This window comes from Nocardioides sp. B-3 (assembly GCF_024703895.1).
In the GTDB taxonomy this organism is placed as follows: Bacteria; Actinomycetota; Actinomycetes; order Propionibacteriales; family Nocardioidaceae; genus Nocardioides.
The window spans coordinates 1,069,356-1,086,794 of record NZ_CP087968.1 but is presented as its reverse complement, the minus strand read 5'-3'; the positions used below and the strand labels follow the sequence as shown (position 1 = coordinate 1,086,794).

Annotated in this window: 15 protein-coding genes and 5 pseudogenes; 7 read left to right on the top strand and 13 right to left on the bottom strand. The window is 67.1% G+C overall.

From position 1 onward, the window contains the following. Positions 1-39 precede the first annotated feature (39 nt). Both LP418_RS07275 and LP418_RS07270 read right to left on the bottom strand, forming a co-directional pair. Positions 40-231: pseudogene (locus LP418_RS07275) on the bottom strand (PhoD-like phosphatase N-terminal domain-containing protein); the annotation flags it as partial. Positions 232-453: 222 nt separating this feature from the next. Further along, positions 454-993 (bottom strand): phosphatase PAP2 family protein, encoded by a 540-nt coding sequence (locus LP418_RS07270; protein ID WP_257956930.1) that lies wholly within the window; start codon positions 991-993, stop codon positions 454-456. Between LP418_RS07270 and LP418_RS07265 the strand changes: the two genes are divergently transcribed. Continuing rightward, entirely contained in the window at positions 946-1,086 is a 141-nt protein-coding gene (locus LP418_RS07265) for a hypothetical protein (RefSeq protein WP_257955824.1), read from the top strand. The two genes, LP418_RS07270 and LP418_RS07265, sit on opposite strands and share 48 nt — an antisense overlap. 276 nt (positions 1,087-1,362) lie before the next feature. On the opposite strand, the pseudogene lexA reads toward LP418_RS07265, so the two are convergent. Further along, positions 1,363-2,092: pseudogene (gene lexA, locus LP418_RS07260) on the bottom strand (transcriptional repressor LexA). Positions 2,093-2,413: 321 nt separating this feature from the next. Here lexA and LP418_RS07255 point away from each other — a divergent pair. After that, positions 2,414-2,707 carry a LysM peptidoglycan-binding domain-containing protein gene (locus LP418_RS07255; protein ID WP_257955823.1) on the top strand — a complete coding sequence of 98 codons (294 nt, stop codon included), beginning with the start codon at positions 2,414-2,416 and terminating at the stop codon, positions 2,705-2,707. A gap of 395 nt (positions 2,708-3,102) precedes the next feature. On the opposite strand, the gene LP418_RS07250 is transcribed toward LP418_RS07255, so the two are convergent. Continuing rightward, on the bottom strand, positions 3,103-3,666 hold the full coding sequence (locus tag LP418_RS07250) for a hypothetical protein (protein ID WP_257955822.1): 564 nt from the start codon (positions 3,664-3,666) through the stop codon (positions 3,103-3,105). Between the two features lie 344 nt (positions 3,667-4,010). After that, positions 4,011-4,472: a DUF6318 family protein gene (locus LP418_RS07245; protein ID WP_257955821.1), complete on the bottom strand. Its 462-nt coding sequence runs from the start codon at positions 4,470-4,472 to the stop codon at positions 4,011-4,013. 292 nt (positions 4,473-4,764) lie between these two features. Between LP418_RS07245 and LP418_RS07240 the strand changes: the two genes are divergently transcribed. Both LP418_RS07240 and LP418_RS07235 read left to right on the top strand, forming a co-directional pair. Continuing rightward, on the top strand, positions 4,765-6,093 hold the full coding sequence (locus LP418_RS07240) for a hypothetical protein (RefSeq protein ID WP_257955820.1): 1,329 nt from the start codon (positions 4,765-4,767) through the stop codon (positions 6,091-6,093). A gap of 16 nt (positions 6,094-6,109) precedes the next feature. Continuing rightward, positions 6,110-7,057: a CAP domain-containing protein gene (locus LP418_RS07235; RefSeq protein ID WP_257955819.1), complete on the top strand. Its 948-nt coding sequence runs from the start codon at positions 6,110-6,112 to the stop codon at positions 7,055-7,057. A 16-nt stretch (positions 7,058-7,073) separates the two neighbouring features. Here the strand turns inward: LP418_RS07235 and LP418_RS07230 are convergent, their stop codons facing one another. Continuing rightward, entirely contained in the window at positions 7,074-7,271 is a 198-nt protein-coding gene (locus LP418_RS07230; protein WP_257955818.1) for a hypothetical protein, read from the bottom strand. Next, complete coding sequence (locus LP418_RS07225; protein WP_257955817.1) at positions 7,262-7,423, bottom strand: hypothetical protein; 162 nt, start codon at positions 7,421-7,423, stop codon at positions 7,262-7,264. The genes LP418_RS07230 and LP418_RS07225 overlap by 10 nt, the downstream gene beginning before the upstream one ends. A gap of 372 nt (positions 7,424-7,795) precedes the next feature. On the opposite strand from LP418_RS07225, the pseudogene nrdR reads away from it, so the two are divergent. From nrdR to LP418_RS32750, 3 pseudogenes are all read left to right on the top strand, one after another. Next, positions 7,796-8,270: pseudogene (gene nrdR, locus LP418_RS07220) on the top strand (transcriptional regulator NrdR). 108 nt (positions 8,271-8,378) lie between these two features. Further along, positions 8,379-10,466, top strand: a pseudogene (locus LP418_RS07215) (vitamin B12-dependent ribonucleotide reductase); the annotation flags it as partial. Between the two features lie 81 nt (positions 10,467-10,547). Then, positions 10,548-10,975 (top strand): annotated as a pseudogene (locus LP418_RS32750) (TSCPD domain-containing protein); the annotation flags it as partial. Between the two features lie 768 nt (positions 10,976-11,743). Here LP418_RS32750 and LP418_RS07210 read toward each other — a convergent pair. The 6 genes from LP418_RS07210 to LP418_RS07185 form a co-directional block, all read right to left on the bottom strand. Next, a complete protein-coding gene (locus LP418_RS07210; RefSeq protein WP_257955816.1) occupies positions 11,744-12,061 on the bottom strand; it encodes a hypothetical protein in 318 nt (105 codons plus the stop codon). 1,282 nt (positions 12,062-13,343) lie between these two features. Beyond that, positions 13,344-13,763: a hypothetical protein gene (locus LP418_RS07205; RefSeq protein ID WP_257955815.1), complete on the bottom strand. Its 420-nt coding sequence runs from the start codon at positions 13,761-13,763 to the stop codon at positions 13,344-13,346. Positions 13,764-13,767: 4 nt separating this feature from the next. Beyond that, positions 13,768-14,481: a helix-turn-helix domain-containing protein gene (locus tag LP418_RS07200; RefSeq protein ID WP_257955814.1), complete on the bottom strand. Its 714-nt coding sequence runs from the start codon at positions 14,479-14,481 to the stop codon at positions 13,768-13,770. Between the two features lie 156 nt (positions 14,482-14,637). After that, the gene (locus tag LP418_RS07195) at positions 14,638-15,597 is read right to left on the bottom strand and encodes a hypothetical protein (RefSeq protein WP_257955813.1); all 960 of its coding nucleotides are present in this window, start codon (positions 15,595-15,597) and stop codon (positions 14,638-14,640) included. 104 nt (positions 15,598-15,701) lie between these two features. Next, entirely contained in the window at positions 15,702-16,259 is a 558-nt protein-coding gene (locus LP418_RS07190) for a hypothetical protein (protein WP_257955812.1), read from the bottom strand. 231 nt (positions 16,260-16,490) lie between these two features. Next, on the bottom strand, positions 16,491-17,333 hold the full coding sequence (locus LP418_RS07185; RefSeq protein ID WP_257955811.1) for a Mu transposase C-terminal domain-containing protein: 843 nt from the start codon (positions 17,331-17,333) through the stop codon (positions 16,491-16,493). Positions 17,334-17,439: the final 106 nt, after the last annotated feature.

Here is a 17,439-nt window from a genome sequence, read left to right as displayed (position 1 = left end):
GCTGTGCCGGCCGCGCAGGGTGAAGCGGTAGTAGTACCGGGTGGCCGACCGCAGGCCGGTGGCGTCGACCTTGACGGTGTGGTCGCGTCCGCTGTGGGTCGCGACCTTCCCGCTGCTGATGACCGTGCGGAAGCGTCGGTCCGTGGCGACCTCCCACTCGACGGTGACCCGGGGTCCCGTCCCGGAACCGGGCGTGGAGTCCTTCGTCGGTGTGACGCGGGTCCAGAGCACGACCCGGTCGGGCAGCGGATCACCGGAGGCGACGCCGTGCCGGAAGAAGGTGCTGTCAGGTGCGGCGCCCGCTGGGGTCCCGGACAGTCCGGTGGCGGCAGTCGCAGCGGTGGCAGCGGTGGCGGAGGCGAGGACGGTTCGCCGGGGGAGGGTGCGTGGAGTCGAGGTCACGCACCGGACAACGACGCAGCGGGCGGGAGATCACGCCCGGGCTCGAGACGTTCACCCGTTGTTCGCCACGCCGGGAGGACGATGCCCCAGCCGACGAGGACGTCGAGCAGCCAGTGGTTGCCGGTGCCGACGACGACGATCGCGGTCAGGACCACGTGTGCCCCGGGCGGCCGCGCGCAGCGCGCGGTGGGTGGTCGCGGCGGTGACCGCGAGGGCGACCCACAGCGACCAGCCGGCGTGCATGCTCGGGAAGGCGGCGAGCTGGTTGGTCATCCAGCCCACGCCCTGCGGCGCCGACGCGGCCTCGCCCCACCAGCCGCTGTCGGCGTGCATCGCCATCAGGTCGGGGAACCCGACCAGCCGCGGCGGCGCGGTCGGCATCAACAGGTAGGCGACCAGCGCGACCAGCGTGCTGCCGATCAGGATCTGCCGGGCCCGAGGATAGAGCGAGGCGCGGCGCCGGTAGAGCCAGCCGAGGACGACGGCCGTGACGACGTAGTGGGCGGTCGCGTAGTAGTACGCCGCCAGCAGCCCGACCACGTCGTGCTCGACGAACCACGCGACGACGTCGCGTTCGACGTCGACGAACAGGGAGCCCTCGATGTCGACGATGCGCCACGCCCGGTCCGCGCCGGCGCGAGCGCGTCGTCTGCGAAGACCCGCGAGGCGGCGTACGCGATGTAGAGAAGCGCGATGAAGCCGAGCTCGCGCAGGCCGCGGCGGCTGCTGCGCGCTGAAATCGGAGTGTCGGACGCCGTGGGGCGTGGAGCGAGGATCGTCACTGTTCTACCCAAGCCCGGCTGACGGTTGACCGGCATCGGGCTTGTCCCCGGTCGACCCCGGGGATCAGATCAGGGATGTCCGGGGCCGCCCGCGGCTGCCGGCCAAGGATGAGGTCCGTCAAGCGTGCGGGAGGGGTGCGCCCGGACGCATGCCCGCATTTGGGTCAATCGACGAGCCTCACATGCGGCGCAGGACCGCGGTCACCTTGCCCGGGATCGTGGCGTTGGTGCCGTCGATGGGGTCGTAGTTGACGTTGTGCGGCATCAGCCAGACGTGGCCGTCCTTGCGCTGGAACGTCTTGACCGTCGCCTCGCCGTCGATCAGCGCCGCGACGATGTCGCCGTTCTCCGCGGTCTGCTCCCCGGCGGATCACGACGTAGTCGCCGCTGCAGATGGCCGCGTCGATCATCGAGTCGCCGGAGACCTCGAGCATGAACAGGGTGCCGTCGCCGACCAGCGACTTGGGCAGCGGGAAGACCTCTTCGATCCGCTCCTCGGCCGGGATCGGCCCACCGGCGGCGATCCGCCCGACCATGGGGACGTAGGTCGCCGGGGGAGCGGTGTTGCCGATGTCTGTCTCGTCGTACGTCGACTCGTCGGCGCTCGAGATGGAGCGACGTGCCGCCATCAGCTCGGGCAGGAAGACCTCCAACGCACGCGGCCGGTTGGGGTCGCGTCGCAGGAACCCCTTCTCCTCGAGCGTCTTGAGCTGGTGGGCGACGCTGGAGGAGCTGGTGAGGCCAACGGCGGCGCCGATCTCACGCATGCTCGGTGGATAGCCCCGGGTCTCGATGGCGTCCTTGATGGTCGCGAGCACCCGCTGCTGGCGAGGAGTGAGGCCCGTGGCGTCGGGCGGTCCGTCGGGCATGGGCAGGACCTGTGCGTCCGGTGTTTCCTTCTTCGCCATGGCGGCGCCTCCTGCGGATCGATTGGTCTCACCGTAGTCACAGCCGAGCGGTTGTTCAAACATTTGTTCGAAGGCGTGTCGGAGGTTCTGATCCATCGAACAAATGTTCGTCCGAGTGCTTGCGTCGTTCGAACACATGCTCTACCGTCGTACACATGTTCGATCGAACGTCTCTTCGACCCACCGCCGTTGTCGGTGGCTCCGTCTAGACATTCCCTCGACCCCACGACCGGCTGATCTTCCCCCGGGAGGCCAACATGAGCACCCTCAGCATTTCCCCCACTTTCTCCGCCCCCGCGCGTCGCCCGTCCGACCAGCTCGGTGCGCCTCACGCGCCGCGGTCGCGTCGTCGTGTTCCTCGCGGCGCTGACGCTGCTGCTCATCGCCGCCTTCTTCCCGGGCTCCGTGGCCGTTGGCTCCGAGACGCCCGGCAAGGCCGAGCCGACCGAGATCGTCATGGTCGGCACCGGCGACACCCTGTGGGGCATCGCCGCCGAGCTCAACGTCGACGGCGACATCCGTTCCACCATGCACGAGATCGAGCGGCTCAACGCCCTCGAGTCCGCCGCGCTCTCCGCGGGCCAGAGGCTCCGCGTGCCGGTCAGCGACGACTGACCCACCAAGCCTCCGCCAGCCGACTCGACCCCGGCTGGCGGGCCGGGGAAGACGAGGGGCGGGCCACCACGGTGGTCCGCCCCTCGCGGCATTTGCAGGTGCTTCGTTGAGACGCTTCGGTGTGGACTTGGTGTCACCTGGTGACACCAAGTCCACACTGAAGCTCGCCGCCTTCTCGCGGCTGGCCCGCTTCGCTCTGGGGGTGGGCGGCAGATGGCGTGGATGTGGGGCCTCGGACTGCGAGGTGCCGCCACCATTGTCGGCGGGTGCGACGGCCGGGGCCACTTCGAGAGGGCGAGTGCATCTGCCTGCCGCGTGTCGCTTTCGCCGTACGGCGTGTCCCGACGATTCCCGGATTTGTGGCCCCTGACCGCGCGGGTGAGGTGCCGACTTGGTCAGTTCGGGTCGGTGACGAGCTGGGGTGTTGCTTCCCGAACGGCCAGCGAGACGGGCGCGCCTACCTTGGTGACGGTTCCGTCGACGTTTCGCCACTCCTTGTCGCCGGGACCCCTGAATCGGGCGGACCGGGTGGTGTCGACGCTGACCTGAGCGGCCTTGAGCTTCTGCGTGTAGACGTGGGTGATGAAGCCCTCGCCGTCGACCTCCGCGCCCTCGGTCCACACGGCACCGGCGTTGGACGATTCCTGAACCGAATCATCGCCGTGCTTCCACAAGAAGTGACTCGGCGTCAGCTCGAGCACGACGTCGATCTTGACCTTGTCGAGGTGGACCGTGACCCGGTGCTGTGCGGCCGGTGTCGACAGGATCGTCTTGAAGTTCACGAGCGTCTCGCCTCCGGGTGGCTGGATGCTGATCGAGGACGCAGGGAGCGGCACCTTCTCGAAGGCCTTCAGTACCTCGCTCGGGATGTCGACGGGCGCCGTCTCGGTGGGGGGCGGTGGATCGCCGGGCTCGATGCACTCGGTCGAGGTTTCTGTCGGCTGTCCCGGGAAGGTCACGTAGACCTTGAATAGGAACCCACCTTCACCGCAACCCAGTTGCTCGCCGGAGGGGCATCCGAAGGCGCTTCCTTCCCCGGCTGGCGTCTCCGTGTACGCAGAGGGCAACGTATTTCACCACTGGCTGGGGTCCAGTTGGGCCAGAGTTGTTTGCTGGCGTGGCCTGCGCGCCGGGGGTGGATTTCCCCGGGTTCGTCCTCGGACTCCCTCGTTCTCGCTGTTCTGCACATCGAACGTCGTGGGTCCATCGCTCACGTCGGTGCCGTCCTTGTCCCCCGCCTGCGCCGGGGGAGAGGGAGATGCACGCGATCAACAGAGCCAGTGGCAGGGCCAGAGCCGGCCGTTCATTCCGGAATCACCAATTCGTGCATGCGCCAGCCACTGTCACCCCAGTGGAATGTTGCGGCGTAAGTCGCCCGTGTTCCGCGGTTCTTCTCGACCTCACCGACCGGGCTCGTGATTTCTTCGACCGGTCTGAAGATGCGTAGTCCGAGTTCGACGGCGTCCGCTTCGCTTGAGATGACCCCGACCTGCTCAATCCTCCATGGCTTGCTGACGTACGTGGTGCCGTCGGATTGCCACTCGTCGATCAGGCTCACGTAGTTGCTGCACGTCGCGCACTCGGGCGTACTCGCGTTCGCGAGTGGTTCCGTCTCGAACTCGAGCCGCGCATCGTTCAGGAGATCGATCCAGTGCCTCGCGAACGCGATCGCTCCGTCCTCGGTCTGCTCCTCCCGGGGCTCGGGGGCGGCAGTGGTCTCCGAGGCCGTCGGCGACGACGTGGTCGGGTCCGGGATCTGCGGCACCGGCTCGTCGTCGGTGCACCCAGCAAGCAGCAACGGCATCGCGGCGGCGGCGATCGCGACGCGACGTACAAACGAATAAGACATGCAAGCCTTCTTCCCCGAGAGAGTCCGGCCCCAGCCGGACGACGAACACGCTAAATGACGGGCGACGCCAAGGCGAGTCCTGAAGTCCAACCTGTGGAGACAAACGAGCCAACTGCCGGCCTTGTCCACAACCTGCCGCGCAGAGTGCCGAAGCAGGGCGCGCAGCGGTAAGTTCAGGGCGACGAATCTTCTCGGGGAAGGACCCGTCATGTCCCTACGCCGCGCGCTCGCTGCCGCGCTCCCGGTTTCGCTCGCGCTGCTCAGTGCGTGTTCGGAAGACGAGCCGGTCCCACAGATTCCTGACCCGACGACGTCGGTGCCGAGTCCGACTGAGTCGACGTCGACCGCCGCGCCTGAGACGCCGGAGGAGTTCATCCGGCGTTTCAACGAGGCGAATGCAGAAATGCAGGCGACGGGCGAGACGACCGCGTTCCTTTTACTCACCCGGGAATGCCGCCCTTGCTCGGAGACCGCGGAACGGGTCGAGAGCTTTTACGCGAACGGCGGGTACGTGAAGTGGGCCGGCTGGAAGATTGTGCGTGTTCGGCACGACCAAGACACGGAGCAGGGGTCCGACTATCGGGTCGAAGTGGTGACGCCGGTGACTCGCTACAAGGAATCGAAGGCAGCGGAGGTGCAAGTCCTTGAGGGTGGCAACGTCGTCTATCGAGCCTCGCTCGTCAGTGATGAGGATTCCCTGGCTCATCTCAGACCTAGTGCAGTTGTCCCAATGAAGGCCGCAGCGAAGTGGGTTGCACTAGTGCTTGTCTCCTCGGCGCTGGTCATGTTCACGGAAGCCCGAGCTGCCGCCGTTTGCGTCGAGTCGGCGGATCTGCTGACGGCTTCGGTTACATGCGAGTTCACCGGCGATGAGCTGAGGCAGAAGGCCAGCGCGGACACCGAAGCCGTCTACGAAGTCTTCCGGGCCTGTTGGCGCGGAGAGTCGACCGAGCCCGAGCTCTGCAGCAACCCCAGAGCCTGCACGGTCGGCGAGGAGACCGGCTCGATCTACGCCGTCCTGCGCAACGGCGTCTACATCGGCACCGCATGCCTGACGGCCGCGGAGGAAAAGGTCTTCACACCACCGATCGCCGCCATCGTGGCCAAGCGATTCAAGAGCCTTGACTGGCCCCAGTCGAAGCCGAAGATCCAGCCGGTGGGTGGGCAGACGCTCGTGAACTTCGAGACGATCTTCTACACGACCAACAACAAACCGACGATCAAGACGTTGACCTTGCTCGGCCAGACGGTCGAGATCGAGGCGACGCCGACGTCCTACACCCGGCACTACGGCGACGAGACGACCGCCACGACGAGCAGCGCCGGACACCCGTACCCCGACCGGGACGTGGTCCACACCTACACCGACCTCGACGCGGTCGCTCCGAGCGTGGACACGGTCTACTCCGGCAGGTTCCGCGTGAACGGCGGCGCCCGGGAGGACATCGACGAGACCGTGACGGTCGCGGGTGGATCCGTCGTTCTCGAGATCCCGGAGGCGACACCGCAGCTGGTGACCGACCCCAACCAGCAGTGAGCGATAGCGTCCCCCCGTGCGCCTACGCCACCTCGCCGCGGCAGCGGTCGCGTTGACCCTCGCCGCTGGCCTGACGCCCGGCGCGAGCGCGATCGAACGGGACGACATCACCCCACGGTCCGCCGAGGCGATCGACACGGACAGTCGCAGCGCGGTGCGGTCGGCGTACAAGGAGATGTGGCGAGCTGCCGACGAGCGCCGACCGAGGTGGGTGGGCGGCGACGTCAAGAGCTGTGCCACGGGCCGGCTCGCCAACGGGTCGACGAGCAAGCAGCTCGGAGCGATCAACTTCGCCCGCCGGCTGGCAGGCCTGAAGCCGGTGGGCCCGGACGTTGCCTCCGTGCCCAAGGCGCAGGCGGCGGCGATCATGATGACGGCGCAGAACGCGGTCAACCACTACCCGCCGAAGTCGTGGCCGTGCTGGACGCAAGCGGGCTACGACGCCGCCGGGATGTCCAACCTCTACCGGGGAATCCGCAGCGAGACCAATGCCGACAAGATCGAGAACTACCTCGATGACTGGGGCGACATCAACTTCGCCGTCGGGCACCGGCGCTGGTTCCTCTACCCGCCCCTCACCGCGATCGGTCTCGGGGGTACGGCGACCGCGAACGTGTCCTACTTGTTCGGCCGTCCCTTCAACGACTCGGCGCCCAACCCCGAGTGGGTCAGCTGGCCGTCGGCGGGCTGGTTCCCCAACCGGCTCGACCCCGCGCGGCCGCTGGTCGCTCTCGAGCGGCGACGAGGGCGCCGACTTCACCGATGCCACGGTCCATGTCACCCTCGACGGAGCGCCGGTCGAGGGCATCGAGGTCCACCCTCCCGAGGGCGCTCCGGGCATGCCGACCCCGGTCTGGGAGATGCCCGCAAGCTGGCCGCGGGCGCCGGTCGGCAAGGCGGTGGTGACGGTCGAGGGCATCACCATCGACGGGATCCCCGACCGGGGAGACGACCTACGTCGTGAAGTTCTTCCGCAGCCGCTAACGGGCCGCGCGACGACCGCCGGGTGCACGGGCGGCGACGGGGGCGGGCGCCGTCTCGGACGAGTCGGGGAGATCCTTCGTGATTCCCAGCGCCCGCAGCAGTCGGGACACGAACAGCAGGCCCGCGAAGAGACATGCCACGGCGCCCAGCGAGGCCAGCGCGAGGAAGGCCCACGCTCCCCGATTCACCGGCACGCGCCGACGTACCGAAGTCGATGGCGAGATAGACGAGGTAGCCCCACGCGATCAGGCAGGCCGTGATTGCGAGCGCCAACGCGAGGGCGGGCAGGTTGAACGACGACGCCTGCTTCGCTCCCCGGCGCGAACCAGCGCTTACCCGTTGCCACCGGGTCATTGTGGCTGATGGGGCCCAATCGCGTGGCGACTTCGCGGGTACGGCGAACGGCGAGACCTGCTCCGACACGCCGCTGTCCGGACCGTTCCCACGGGTGGTGTGAGGCACTGACCTGCGGTTTTACCCCGCCGCAACGGCCACCGAGAAGTAGCCCTTTCGGGTCACTTGCCAACGCCTGCGCCCCCGACGTACGGTTACCACTACATCTAGTAGTTACACCGTTGTGGTTTTCCACATCTAGTTCACAAGAGCAGGGCTCGACTGCACAGCCCGGGACGAGTTCTCCACAGGAAACATCCACTGATCCACATGCGTTGACACCCTATGGAGGGTGTTTTCGTCGCGCCCGGAAGGAGGTCTCGCGATGCACTGTCCCTACTGCCGCAAGACCGACACCCGGGTCCTCGACTCCCGCGTGGCCGACGACGGGTCCTCGATCCGCCGCCGCCGGGTGTGCGCGAGCTGCGAGAAGCGCTTCACCACCGTCGAGCAGATGCAGCTGATGGTGCTCAAGCGCAGTGGCGCGAGCGAGCCCTTCACCCGCGACAAGGCGATCGCCGGCGTCCGCAAGGCCTGCAAGGGCCGCCCGGTCACCGAGGACCAGCTCGCCTGCCTCGGCCGGGCGGTCGAGGACGCGCTGCGGCTGTCCGGCCGAGGCCGAGATCAACGCCAACGAGGTCGGCCTCGCGATCCTGAGCCCGCTGCGCGAGCTCGACGAGGTCGCCTACCTCCGCTTCGCCAGCGTCTACCGAGCCTTCCAGTCCGCGGAGGACTTCGAAGCAGAGATCGAGATGCTCCGCACGGAGCGCCGCCTCACCCAGCCAGTCACGACTGGCTGACACAGACTGCCCGGCACGTGGTGGGGAAGCCGCGTGCCGGGCGACCAGTTCCGAGAAGTAGAAGAAGAAGAACCAATGAACCATCCAGACGGATTCGAAGGAGAACCCATGACCGAGACGCCTGTCACCGGCGCAGGCCTCACGTTGGAGCGAGTCTTCAGCACTGAGGGCACGCACCCCTACGACGCGATCAACTGGGAGCGCCGCGACGTCGTCCAGACCAACTGGAAGACCGGCGAGACCGTCTTCGAGCAGCGCGGTGTCGAGTTCCCCGACTTCTGGTCCGTCAACGCCTCGACCATCGTCACCACGAAGTACTTCCGTGGCGCGGTCGGCACCGACGTGCGCGAGTGGAGCCTCAAGCAGCTCATCGACCGGGTCGTGAAGACCTACACGAAGGCCGGCATCGACAACGGCTACTTCAAGTCGACCGACGACGCCGAGGTCTTCGAGCACGAGCTCACCCGGCTGCTGGTCAACCAGTACTTCTCCTTCAACTCCCCGGTCTGGTTCAACGTCGGCACTCCTTCGCCGCAGCAGGTCTCCGCGTGCTTCATCCTCTCGGTGGATGACTCGATGGACTCGATCCTGAACTGGTACAAGGAAGAGGGCTTCATCTTCAAGGGCGGCTCCGGTGCCGGCCTCAACCTCTCCCGCATCCGCTCGTCCAAGGAGCTGCTCTCGAGCGGCGGTACGGCGAGTGGCCCGGTCTCCTTCATGCGCGGTGCCGATGCCTCCGCGGGCACCATCAAGTCGGGCGGCGCCACGCGTCGTGCCGCGAAGATGGTCGTGCTCGACGTCGACCACCCCGACATCGAGGAGTTCGTCGAGACCAAGAAGAACGAAGAGGACAAGATCCGCGCCCTGCGCGACGCCGGCTTCGACATGGACCTCGGCGGCAAGGACATCACGTCGGTCCAGTACCAGAACGCCAACAACTCGGTCCGCGTGACCGACGAGTTCATGCGTGCGGTCGAGGACGGCACCGACTTCGGCCTGCGTGCCCGCGGCACCGGCGAGGTCATCGAGCGCGTCGACGCCCGTGAGCTCTTCACCAAGATCAGCGAGGCCGCCCGGGCCTGCGCCGACCCGGGTCTGCAGTACGACGACACGATCAACGACTGGCACACCAACCCGGAGACGGGCCGCATCACCGCGTCCAACCCGTGCTCGGAATACATGTCGCTCGACAACTCGTCGTGCAACTCGGCCTCGCTCAACCTCCTGAAGTTCCTGAAGGAGGACGACACGTTCGACGCCGCCCTCTTCGCGAAGGCCGTCGAGTTCATCATCACCGCGATGGACATCTCGATCTGCTTCGCCGACTTCCCGACCGAGCCGATCGCGCAGACCACTCGCGACTACCGCCAGCTGGGCATCGGCTACGCCAACCTCGGCGCCCTGCTCATGGCCATGGGCCCGGGCTACGACTCCGAGGGCGGTCGCTCGATGGCGGCTGCCATCACCTCGCTGATGACGGGCACGTCGTACAAGCGCAGCGCCGAGCTCGCCGGGATCGTCGGTCCCTACGCCGGCTACCAGCGCAACGCGGAGGCTCACAAGCGGGTCATGCGCAAGCACCGGGCCGCCAACGACGTGGTGCGCGTGCTGCACACCGAGGACAGCCGCGTGCTCAAGCTCGCGACGCAGGCCCGGGGCCGACGTCATCGCGACCGGTGAGACCAACGGATTCCGCAACGCGCAGGCCTCCGTGCTCGCGCCGACCGGCACCATCGGCTTCATGATGGACTGCGACACCACCGGCATCGAGCCCGACTTCTCGCTGGTGAAGTTCAAGAAGCTCGTCGGCGGCGGCTCGATGCAGATCGTCAACCAGACGATCCCGCGTGCGCTCGAGAAGATGGGCTACCAGCCCGAGCAGGTCGAGGCGATCGTCGCCTTCATCGGCGAGAACGGTCACGTCATCGACGCGCCCGGCCTCAAGCAGGAGCACTACGAGGTCTTCGACACCGCGATGGGCGCCCGCTCGCTCAAGCCGATGGGCCACGTGCGGATGATGGCGGCCTGCCAGCCGTTCCTCTCCGGCGCCATCTCCAAGACGGTGAACCTGCCCTGAGACCGCTACGGTCGAAGAGGTCGAGGACGTCTACATGCAGTCCCGGAAGCTCGGTCTCAAGGCGACCGCGATCTACCGCGATTCCTGCAAGGTCGGTCAGCCGCTCTCCGACGGCAAGTCGGACCCGGGCCAAGCGCGACCGGGGCCAGCACGTCGAAGGCGACGACGTCGTCGAGACCAAGGTCATCGAGAAGGTCGTCTACGCCCCGACCCGCAAGCGCCTGCCGAAGTCGCGCGTCTCGCGCACGACGTCGTTCACGGTCGGCGGCGCCGAGGGCTACATGACCTCCGGTGCGCACGAGGACGGTTCGCTCGGCGAGGTGTTCCTCAAGCTCGGCAAGCAGGGCTCGACCCCCGGCCGGCGTGATGGACGCGTTCTCGATCGCCACGTCGATCGGCCTGCAGTACGGCGTCCCCCTCGAGACCTACGTCTCGAAGTTCACCAACCTGCGCTTCGAGCCTGCCGGTCTCACCGACGACCCGGACGTCCGTATGGCGCAGTCGCTGATGGACTACGTCTGGCGCCGCCCGGCCCTCGACTACATGACCTTCGAGGAGCGCTCGGCTCTCGGCATCTACTCCGCCGAGGAGCGTCAGCGTCAGCTCGAGACCGGTTCCTACGAGCCGATCGTCGAGGAGACGGGCTCGGCCTCCGAGCTGCTCTCCCCGGTCGACGTCGAGGTCGTCTCGGATTCCTCCGACGCGGACGCGCCGCTGGCCTCGGAGGTTGAGGAGGCCGCTCGCGGCCGCCACGAAACCGCAGAGGTCAAGGACGCCCCCTGCCGGCGTCCACACCTCCGCCGAGCTCTTCGAGAAGCTCACGGGTACGGCGGTCGACAGCCCGCTCTGCATGACCTGCGGAACGAAGATGCGCCCCGCTGGCTCGTGCTACGTGTGCGAAGGCTGCGGAAGCACCAGCGGCTGTAGCTGAACTGGGCAACGAGGGCAGCGGCTGCGACGCGCCGCTGCCTGTAGGACGACAGTGAATTGCTGTCGGAACGACAAGTGCTGCGACATGTGCTGCGACATGTGCTGCGACAAGTGCTTTCTCCCGTGAGTCACCGCGATCCTCGCTCCGCTTGAGCCGAATGCAGAACCCCCGAGGGAAACTCCTCGGGGGTTCTGTGGATTAGAGGTGTGGCGGAATGCGAGCGAGGGCCACGAGCGATCTCATCCCCGGAACTACGGCATCGGGACGTTCGCGGGCGCACTGCCTTCCGCTTCTCGGTTGGGCGATCAATACTGTCGACTAGACGGTTGATCCGGTACGCGGTTGCAGGCGGACCAGATTGCCCGGCGGTGTGGCCCGAGTTGCGGTGGTAGGCAACTCGGGCCACAGGCGTGTCAGGAGCCGTGCGGGTCGGCGAGACGGTCGGGAGTTGTCGCCTTGCCGGGTTCAGTCCTTGTCGTGGGTCTTGTTCCAATCAACGATGTGCTTGCCGCGCTTGTCGAGGCGACGATTGTGCTCCTCAACTTCGTCGGGCGCGGGCTGACCATCGTTCTTGAGGGCGCGGACGCAACGGTTCCAGTAGGCCGGGTGCCAGTTAGCGCTCTTGGGGTTGCGGGAGAACGTGATCCAGAAGCCGGGACGCTGACCGTTGGAGTCGGTGAAGGTCGCATCGGTGGTTACGAGGTGAATCTCGTCGGGCTGGTCGGGGAACCACAGGACCTCAAAGGGTCCGGGAGCAGCGATGCGAGATGAGGTGGGGGCCATTGGGGGCCGCCTTCCCGGGCCGTGACGACCCGTTGTGCTGGTGCTCCCCGCCGAGTGGCTGGAGCAAGGTGCACGTTAGCCCCGGTAGGTCGTGCTGGGAATGGCATTCTGTTTGCTGTTTTGCGGCGGTGCCCTCGGTCCGGGGTCAAGCGCGTAGGCGCGTGAGGACCTCGATCGCGTCGTCGACGGGCGCTCCGGCCTGTCGGCGGGCTTCGATTTGCTTGCCCCTTCGGGGCTGGTTCCTGCTCGGACGTAGGCGAGGCACCGGGTCGCTGGGATGCCGGTGTCACGCCAGTCATTCAGCGCGATCCACGTTGCGCGGTCGGGTCCAGTGAAGCCGGGGAGACGACCGAGTGGGTGGAGGAGTCGGAACAACTCTTCGACCTGCAGTGGGGTCCATCCGGCGTTGGCCCAGTCGACGGCAATCGAGGCGCGAACCCGGACTCTCCACCACGACAGGCCTTCGCGTGGGGTGAATCCGGCATCGAGGTAACCGCGTACACGGTCGCAGAGGAGTTCGTTCTTCCATGCTCGACGGTGGGTCGCCCACAGGCTCGCGTCGGCGCAGGTCATACCGATGTTCATGAGTTCGGTGAGGGCGACGTTCCATTGGCGTGCCTGCTCGTCGGCGTAGGTCGGCCTCATTGGCTTCGTCATTCGAGGTCCTTGTCGGGACCGGTCTCCCTGACGGCTCCATCGTCGTGTGATGTGGCGGCATCGGATTCGTGCGTGCCCGTGGGCTGGTCATTGCTCGACGTGTGCGCTGCCCGGGTCGAGGTGTCTTGGGTTTGGGTGATGGGGTCTTGGAGGAGTTTGCGACCGGTGTCTCCTTCGAGGGCATGGATGAGACTGGTCAGGTCGTCGCGGCTGGTGCCTTCGATGGCGAACTTGGATAGGTGAACGATGGCGAGAGGGCTGTACGACGGCTCAGTCCCCCGCGTACGCCAGTGATCAACAAGGGTGCGGAGGATGCCGTGCGGGTGTCCATGCTTGGTGAGGGCGGCGCGGTCGTCGGTGGTGAGGCCGTAGCCGAGGTCTTCGTCAGGGGTGAACTCGCACGCGAGGACCTTCTCGGATGCGTATTGAAACCAGCGCAGGTCGGACCAGTCGAGTTGGGCGCCGCTCTGCTTGTCGTCGTTGATGGCGTTGATCGTTCCGGGCCTCCGCGAGGCTCATGCGTCGCTCGACGGTCGCCCCGGCGAAGTGAAGGGTGAGGGTGCCCCTGACCGGGTTGCTCAGGGGGACGGGTTCGTAGATGTCTGTGTCGGCCATGGGTGTCTCCTCAGCGTGGTCTTGGGTGGGTGCGGTGATGAGCGGTTGCGGCTTTACGGCCAGATGAATCCCTTCCACCGGGCTGCGGTTCGGCGAGCGGCCGTGACCATGGCATTCGGCGGGTTTCCGGCCTCGGCCCATTCGATGGGGAGAGGTTGTTGAGGTTCTCGTCAGGGGCGACGAACCAGACTCCGATGGACCGGGCGGGCTGGCCGTGAAGGACGCGCAGGGCTGGCAGGAGTGCGGGATTCACCTGATGGCCTGTGAACTGGAACGTCGGGTAGACCCAGTCGTCGTCGCTGGTTTGCATGCCGAGGAGGTCGCCGGAGTCGCGGAGTTCGGCGACCGCTTGCTCGCTGATGCCAAGGAGTGTGGAGGCGCCCTCGGTGTCGTAGAACGGTCCGACCAGATCGGCGAGTCGATTTCCCATGTCGTCACATGCCTTCGGGGTGGAGGCTGGCGAGGACGTCGGGCGAGGGGACGAAGCAGCGGTCGTTGTTCTCGATGAGCACTCCGGCCTTGAGGAGGGTCGCGATGTTGACGCGGTCCTTCTCGGCGAGGCTGTGGGGGCTGATCGGGGTGTGGGCGGCGCGGTAGAGGATCTTGGTTCGGGCTGGGCTGGCGAGGCGTTGGGTGTTGTGGGCTCGGGGATGTCGACGCACGGCGAGTTCGGCGGTGGCGTGGGTGTCGTCGATGGGTCGGATGGACAGGAGCCCGGACTTCCTGAACACGGTCATGCCGACAGTGCGAAGGGCTCGGTCGAGGGCGTCGGCGGCGTTGTGGACTCGGTCGGTGGTCCAGCCGAGGCCGTCAGCGAGGGCGACGATTGAGGTGCCGTGATCGAGCGCGGTGACGAGCGCTCCGAGCGACGCAGCATCGGCGACGGAGTCGCTTCCACCGTCCCGGCAAGCAGCGTCCGCAGGGGGCTGGGTGCCGTCGGTGAAGAGGTGCCCGACGGGGACCTGTAGCCGGTCCGCGAGCCGGGTGAGCGCTGCAACGGACAGGGTGCTGAGACTGGGGTCGTCGCTCGTTTCGAGGCGGTTGAGGACGGCGATCTCGATGCCGCAGTCGTGGGCCAGTTGCCGGACGGCGAGTCCCCGGTTCATGCGGAGGGCGATGAGCCGTTCCCGGTCGATGCGGGTGCTCATGTGAGGCGCTCCAGTTTCACGATGCTGGTGGGGACGCGTCGGGTGGCGATCGAGTGGGTCTGGTTGAGGACGGCTTCGCCGATGTTGAGGTCGAGGTCGGTGGCGGCCTGTCGAAGGTCGAGAAGGACGCGACGCTCGTGACCGGGGAACGCCGGGTCACTGGTTGGGCGCCGTCCACCCCACGGGCGAGTAGGACGGCACGAAGGTAGGGGGCGGCCTCGTCGGGGACCGGCTGGTTGGCGACCAGTGGGTGGGGTCGTGGTGCCAGTGGGCGAGGTCGTCCACGGTGGTGGCGCGGATGGCGTCGGGTGTGGCCCCGGCGAGGTAGAGCGCGACGGTGCCTGCGCGGCTGGGTTCGTAGTAGGCGCGGAGCCGGTCGTACAGGTCGGGGGTGGTCTTCGAGGGTGGGAATCGGATGAGCCCGTTGCGCAGTTCGCGTTCGTCGACGTCGAGGAACCAGCCGTGGCGGTGGTAGGCGGCTTGGGCGGCTCGGGTGACGACGGTGACCTTGTCGAAGGTGGTCTGTTCCTCGATGAGGGTCTTGATGGACGCGTGTGCAAGATCGACAGTCAGCGAGGCCCCGGCAGCGTCGAGGGTGGCGAGCCAGTCGGTGAGCCGGTTCATGGTGTCGCAGTAGAGATCGTGGACAGGCTTGAAGCGGTCCGGGCTCAGCAGTCGCTTCGCTGTCGCATAGAAGGTCCAGTACTCGACTGCCGGGAGGACCGGTTCCCGGGCATCCCACTGACCGCTGGTCGCGGTCGCATCGGGGTCGTGGGACGGGTGCGTGTCGGGCAGGTCCGGCCACGCAACCAGCGCCGGGGCGGCGGCTGCGAGGGCACGGTGCAGTCCAGCCGCGTGACCGTGGTCGGTGGCGAACAGCAGCGAGGTGGGCGTTGCCTGTGTCATCTCGACGAGGTGCAGCAGTGTGGCGACGGGGGTGCGTTGGCAAGCGGCGACGACAAGCAGGCGGGTGCGGTGCGCGGTTAGCCACAACGGGACGACTTCGGCGACCCCGGTGTCGTTGCGGGGCTTGCCGGTCACGTCGTCGCGTTTGCCGAGCGCGTTGAGGGCATCCGTCGCGATGCCTGCTTTGCCGTGCCCGCTGTCGGTGGGCACGAACACAGCGGTCGAGAGGTCGTGGACGGCAAGTCGACCCAGTTCGGTGACAGGCACATCAGCGGGTGCCTCGGTCACCATGACGGGGTGGTGGAGGGCGAGGGTCACTGGTTACCGCCGGGCATGATCGAGAGGACCGTCTTGGCCTCATCGTCGGTGAGCGGGTGCGGGTCCGTGTTGGCGCCCCGGAAGAGGAGGACCATGTCGAGGAACTGGTCCCAGCGGCGGATTTCGCCTCGGAAGTGGCGGGCGTCGATGTGGCGGATGGTGTCCTCGGCGGTCCCGGCGATGAGCGGTTCCATGGCCATGACGGCTGCGACGAGTTGCTTCCCGGCGAGCGGGTTCGCGACGTAGCGAGTCGAGGACCTGGACAGCAGTTCGGGCAAGGTCGACTTGAGGTGCCGTTCCGGGCTGTTGCCGCACAACACGATGGGGGTGCCGGTGCCGCGTGCGGTGTGGAGGCGGTTCCAGATGGCCGGGATGGGCGAGAGACCCTTGAGGCCAACGTGGTGGGCGTCGTCGATGAGAAGCGTCATCCGCTTGCGGCTGAGGGTGTCGAGGATGTCGTCGCGGATCTGCGCGGCGGTGCCAACACCCCGGGTGCCTGTCATCCCGGTCCAGATGGCGTCCATCTGGTCGCGGGGTGTCGAGGTGCCGAACATGTTGATGTAGACGGCGTTGCAGTCGAGTTCGCGTGGGCTGCCTCGACGACGGCCGTGGTTTTGCCGACGCCGACGGGACCGTCGATGAGGCAGCATCCGCCCGTACGAACAGCAACCTTCACGGCCGGGCTGACCCCGTCGATCAGTGACGTGGGCACGTAGCGGCAGTCCGGGCTGGCAAGGCCGCGCTCTGGGACAGGTAGGTGGCTGTGGCGGTAGTCGCGGTGGTGGTCATGCTGCGCCCTCCTCGGTGGGGGAGATCAGGTCGGGGATGGTGGGTAGAACGGTGGACTCGTCCGGGTCGAGGAGGGGCGAGTCAGATAGCGCCCTGTTCAGCGTGTCGATGGTGCTGCCAGACAAGGTGGCGCCGAGCGAGCCCGACCGGGCCGTGGCGGTGTCGATGACGCCGCCCAAGTCATCGACGAGGTCCGGCAGATCGGGCATCGCAGGCGCTCCGGGTTCGGTGTCCTCGTCGGGGTGGGGCGGCAGGAGGGGCATCTCGGACTCGTCGATGCCTTCCTCACGCAGACGGGCTTGCTCGGCGAGGACGCGCTCGTAGTCGGCCGTCCGAATGAGGCGCTCGACCTCGCGGCGCTGGCCGGAACGGACCGACAAGACACCGAGGCGGTGGTGCTCGGGCTGGACGGTCGTCTTGGTGGCGGTGCATTCCCAGACGCCGTCGACGAACACCTCGATGTGGTGCCGGTCGTGGGCATGGAAGCGGACCTCGACGTGTGTGACGTTCTCCTTGCGCAGCCCGGCCAGCGTCGGGTGGCTGTAGTGGGCGTTGCGGATCTCGATGCCGTAGTGGTTGAGCCGACGGGACTCCTTGTACGACATGGCGTTCATGACCGTTTCGCTGTTTGCGAGTTCGGGTTGGTGGTCGTCGTCGGCCCATGCCTGCAAAGGGCTCAGACCGTTGAGAGCCGAGTGGACGCGGTTGTTGTAGTCGCCGAAGAAGTCGCCCAACCTGCGGTCGAGAACCTCCAACGTCACCAGCGACGTCACCGGGATGGGGGTCTTGAGAACCCGGCGGGTGTATTCCTCTTCGCCGCCGGGGTGGAATCCCGGCATGCTGGGTGCGAAGTCCCCGGTCGATGGTGCCGTTGAAGGCCTCAACACGTCCGTTCTGCCATGACGAGTACGGCTCGGTGAACTGTCGCCCGATGTCGAGGTCCAT

Bases quoted from the DNA above. Each gene is read 5' to 3' on its own strand.
- LP418_RS07240 (WP_257955820.1), top strand. From the start codon at position 4,765: ATGTCCCTACGCCGCGCGCTCGCTGCCGCGCTCCCGGTTTCGCTCGCG.
- LP418_RS07210 (WP_257955816.1), bottom strand. From the start codon at position 12,061: ATGGCCCCCACCTCATCTCGCATCGCTGCTCCCGGACCCTTTGAGGTC.
- LP418_RS07205 (WP_257955815.1), bottom strand. From the start codon at position 13,763: ATGGGAAATCGACTCGCCGATCTGGTCGGACCGTTCTACGACACCGAG.
- LP418_RS07200 (WP_257955814.1), bottom strand. From the start codon at position 14,481: ATGAGCACCCGCATCGACCGGGAACGGCTCATCGCCCTCCGCATGAAC.
- LP418_RS07190 (WP_257955812.1), bottom strand. From the start codon at position 16,259: ATGTTCGGCACCTCGACACCCCGCGACCAGATGGACGCCATCTGGACC.
- LP418_RS07185 (WP_257955811.1), bottom strand. From the start codon at position 17,333: ATGCCGGGATTCCACCCCGGCGGCGAAGAGGAATACACCCGCCGGGTT.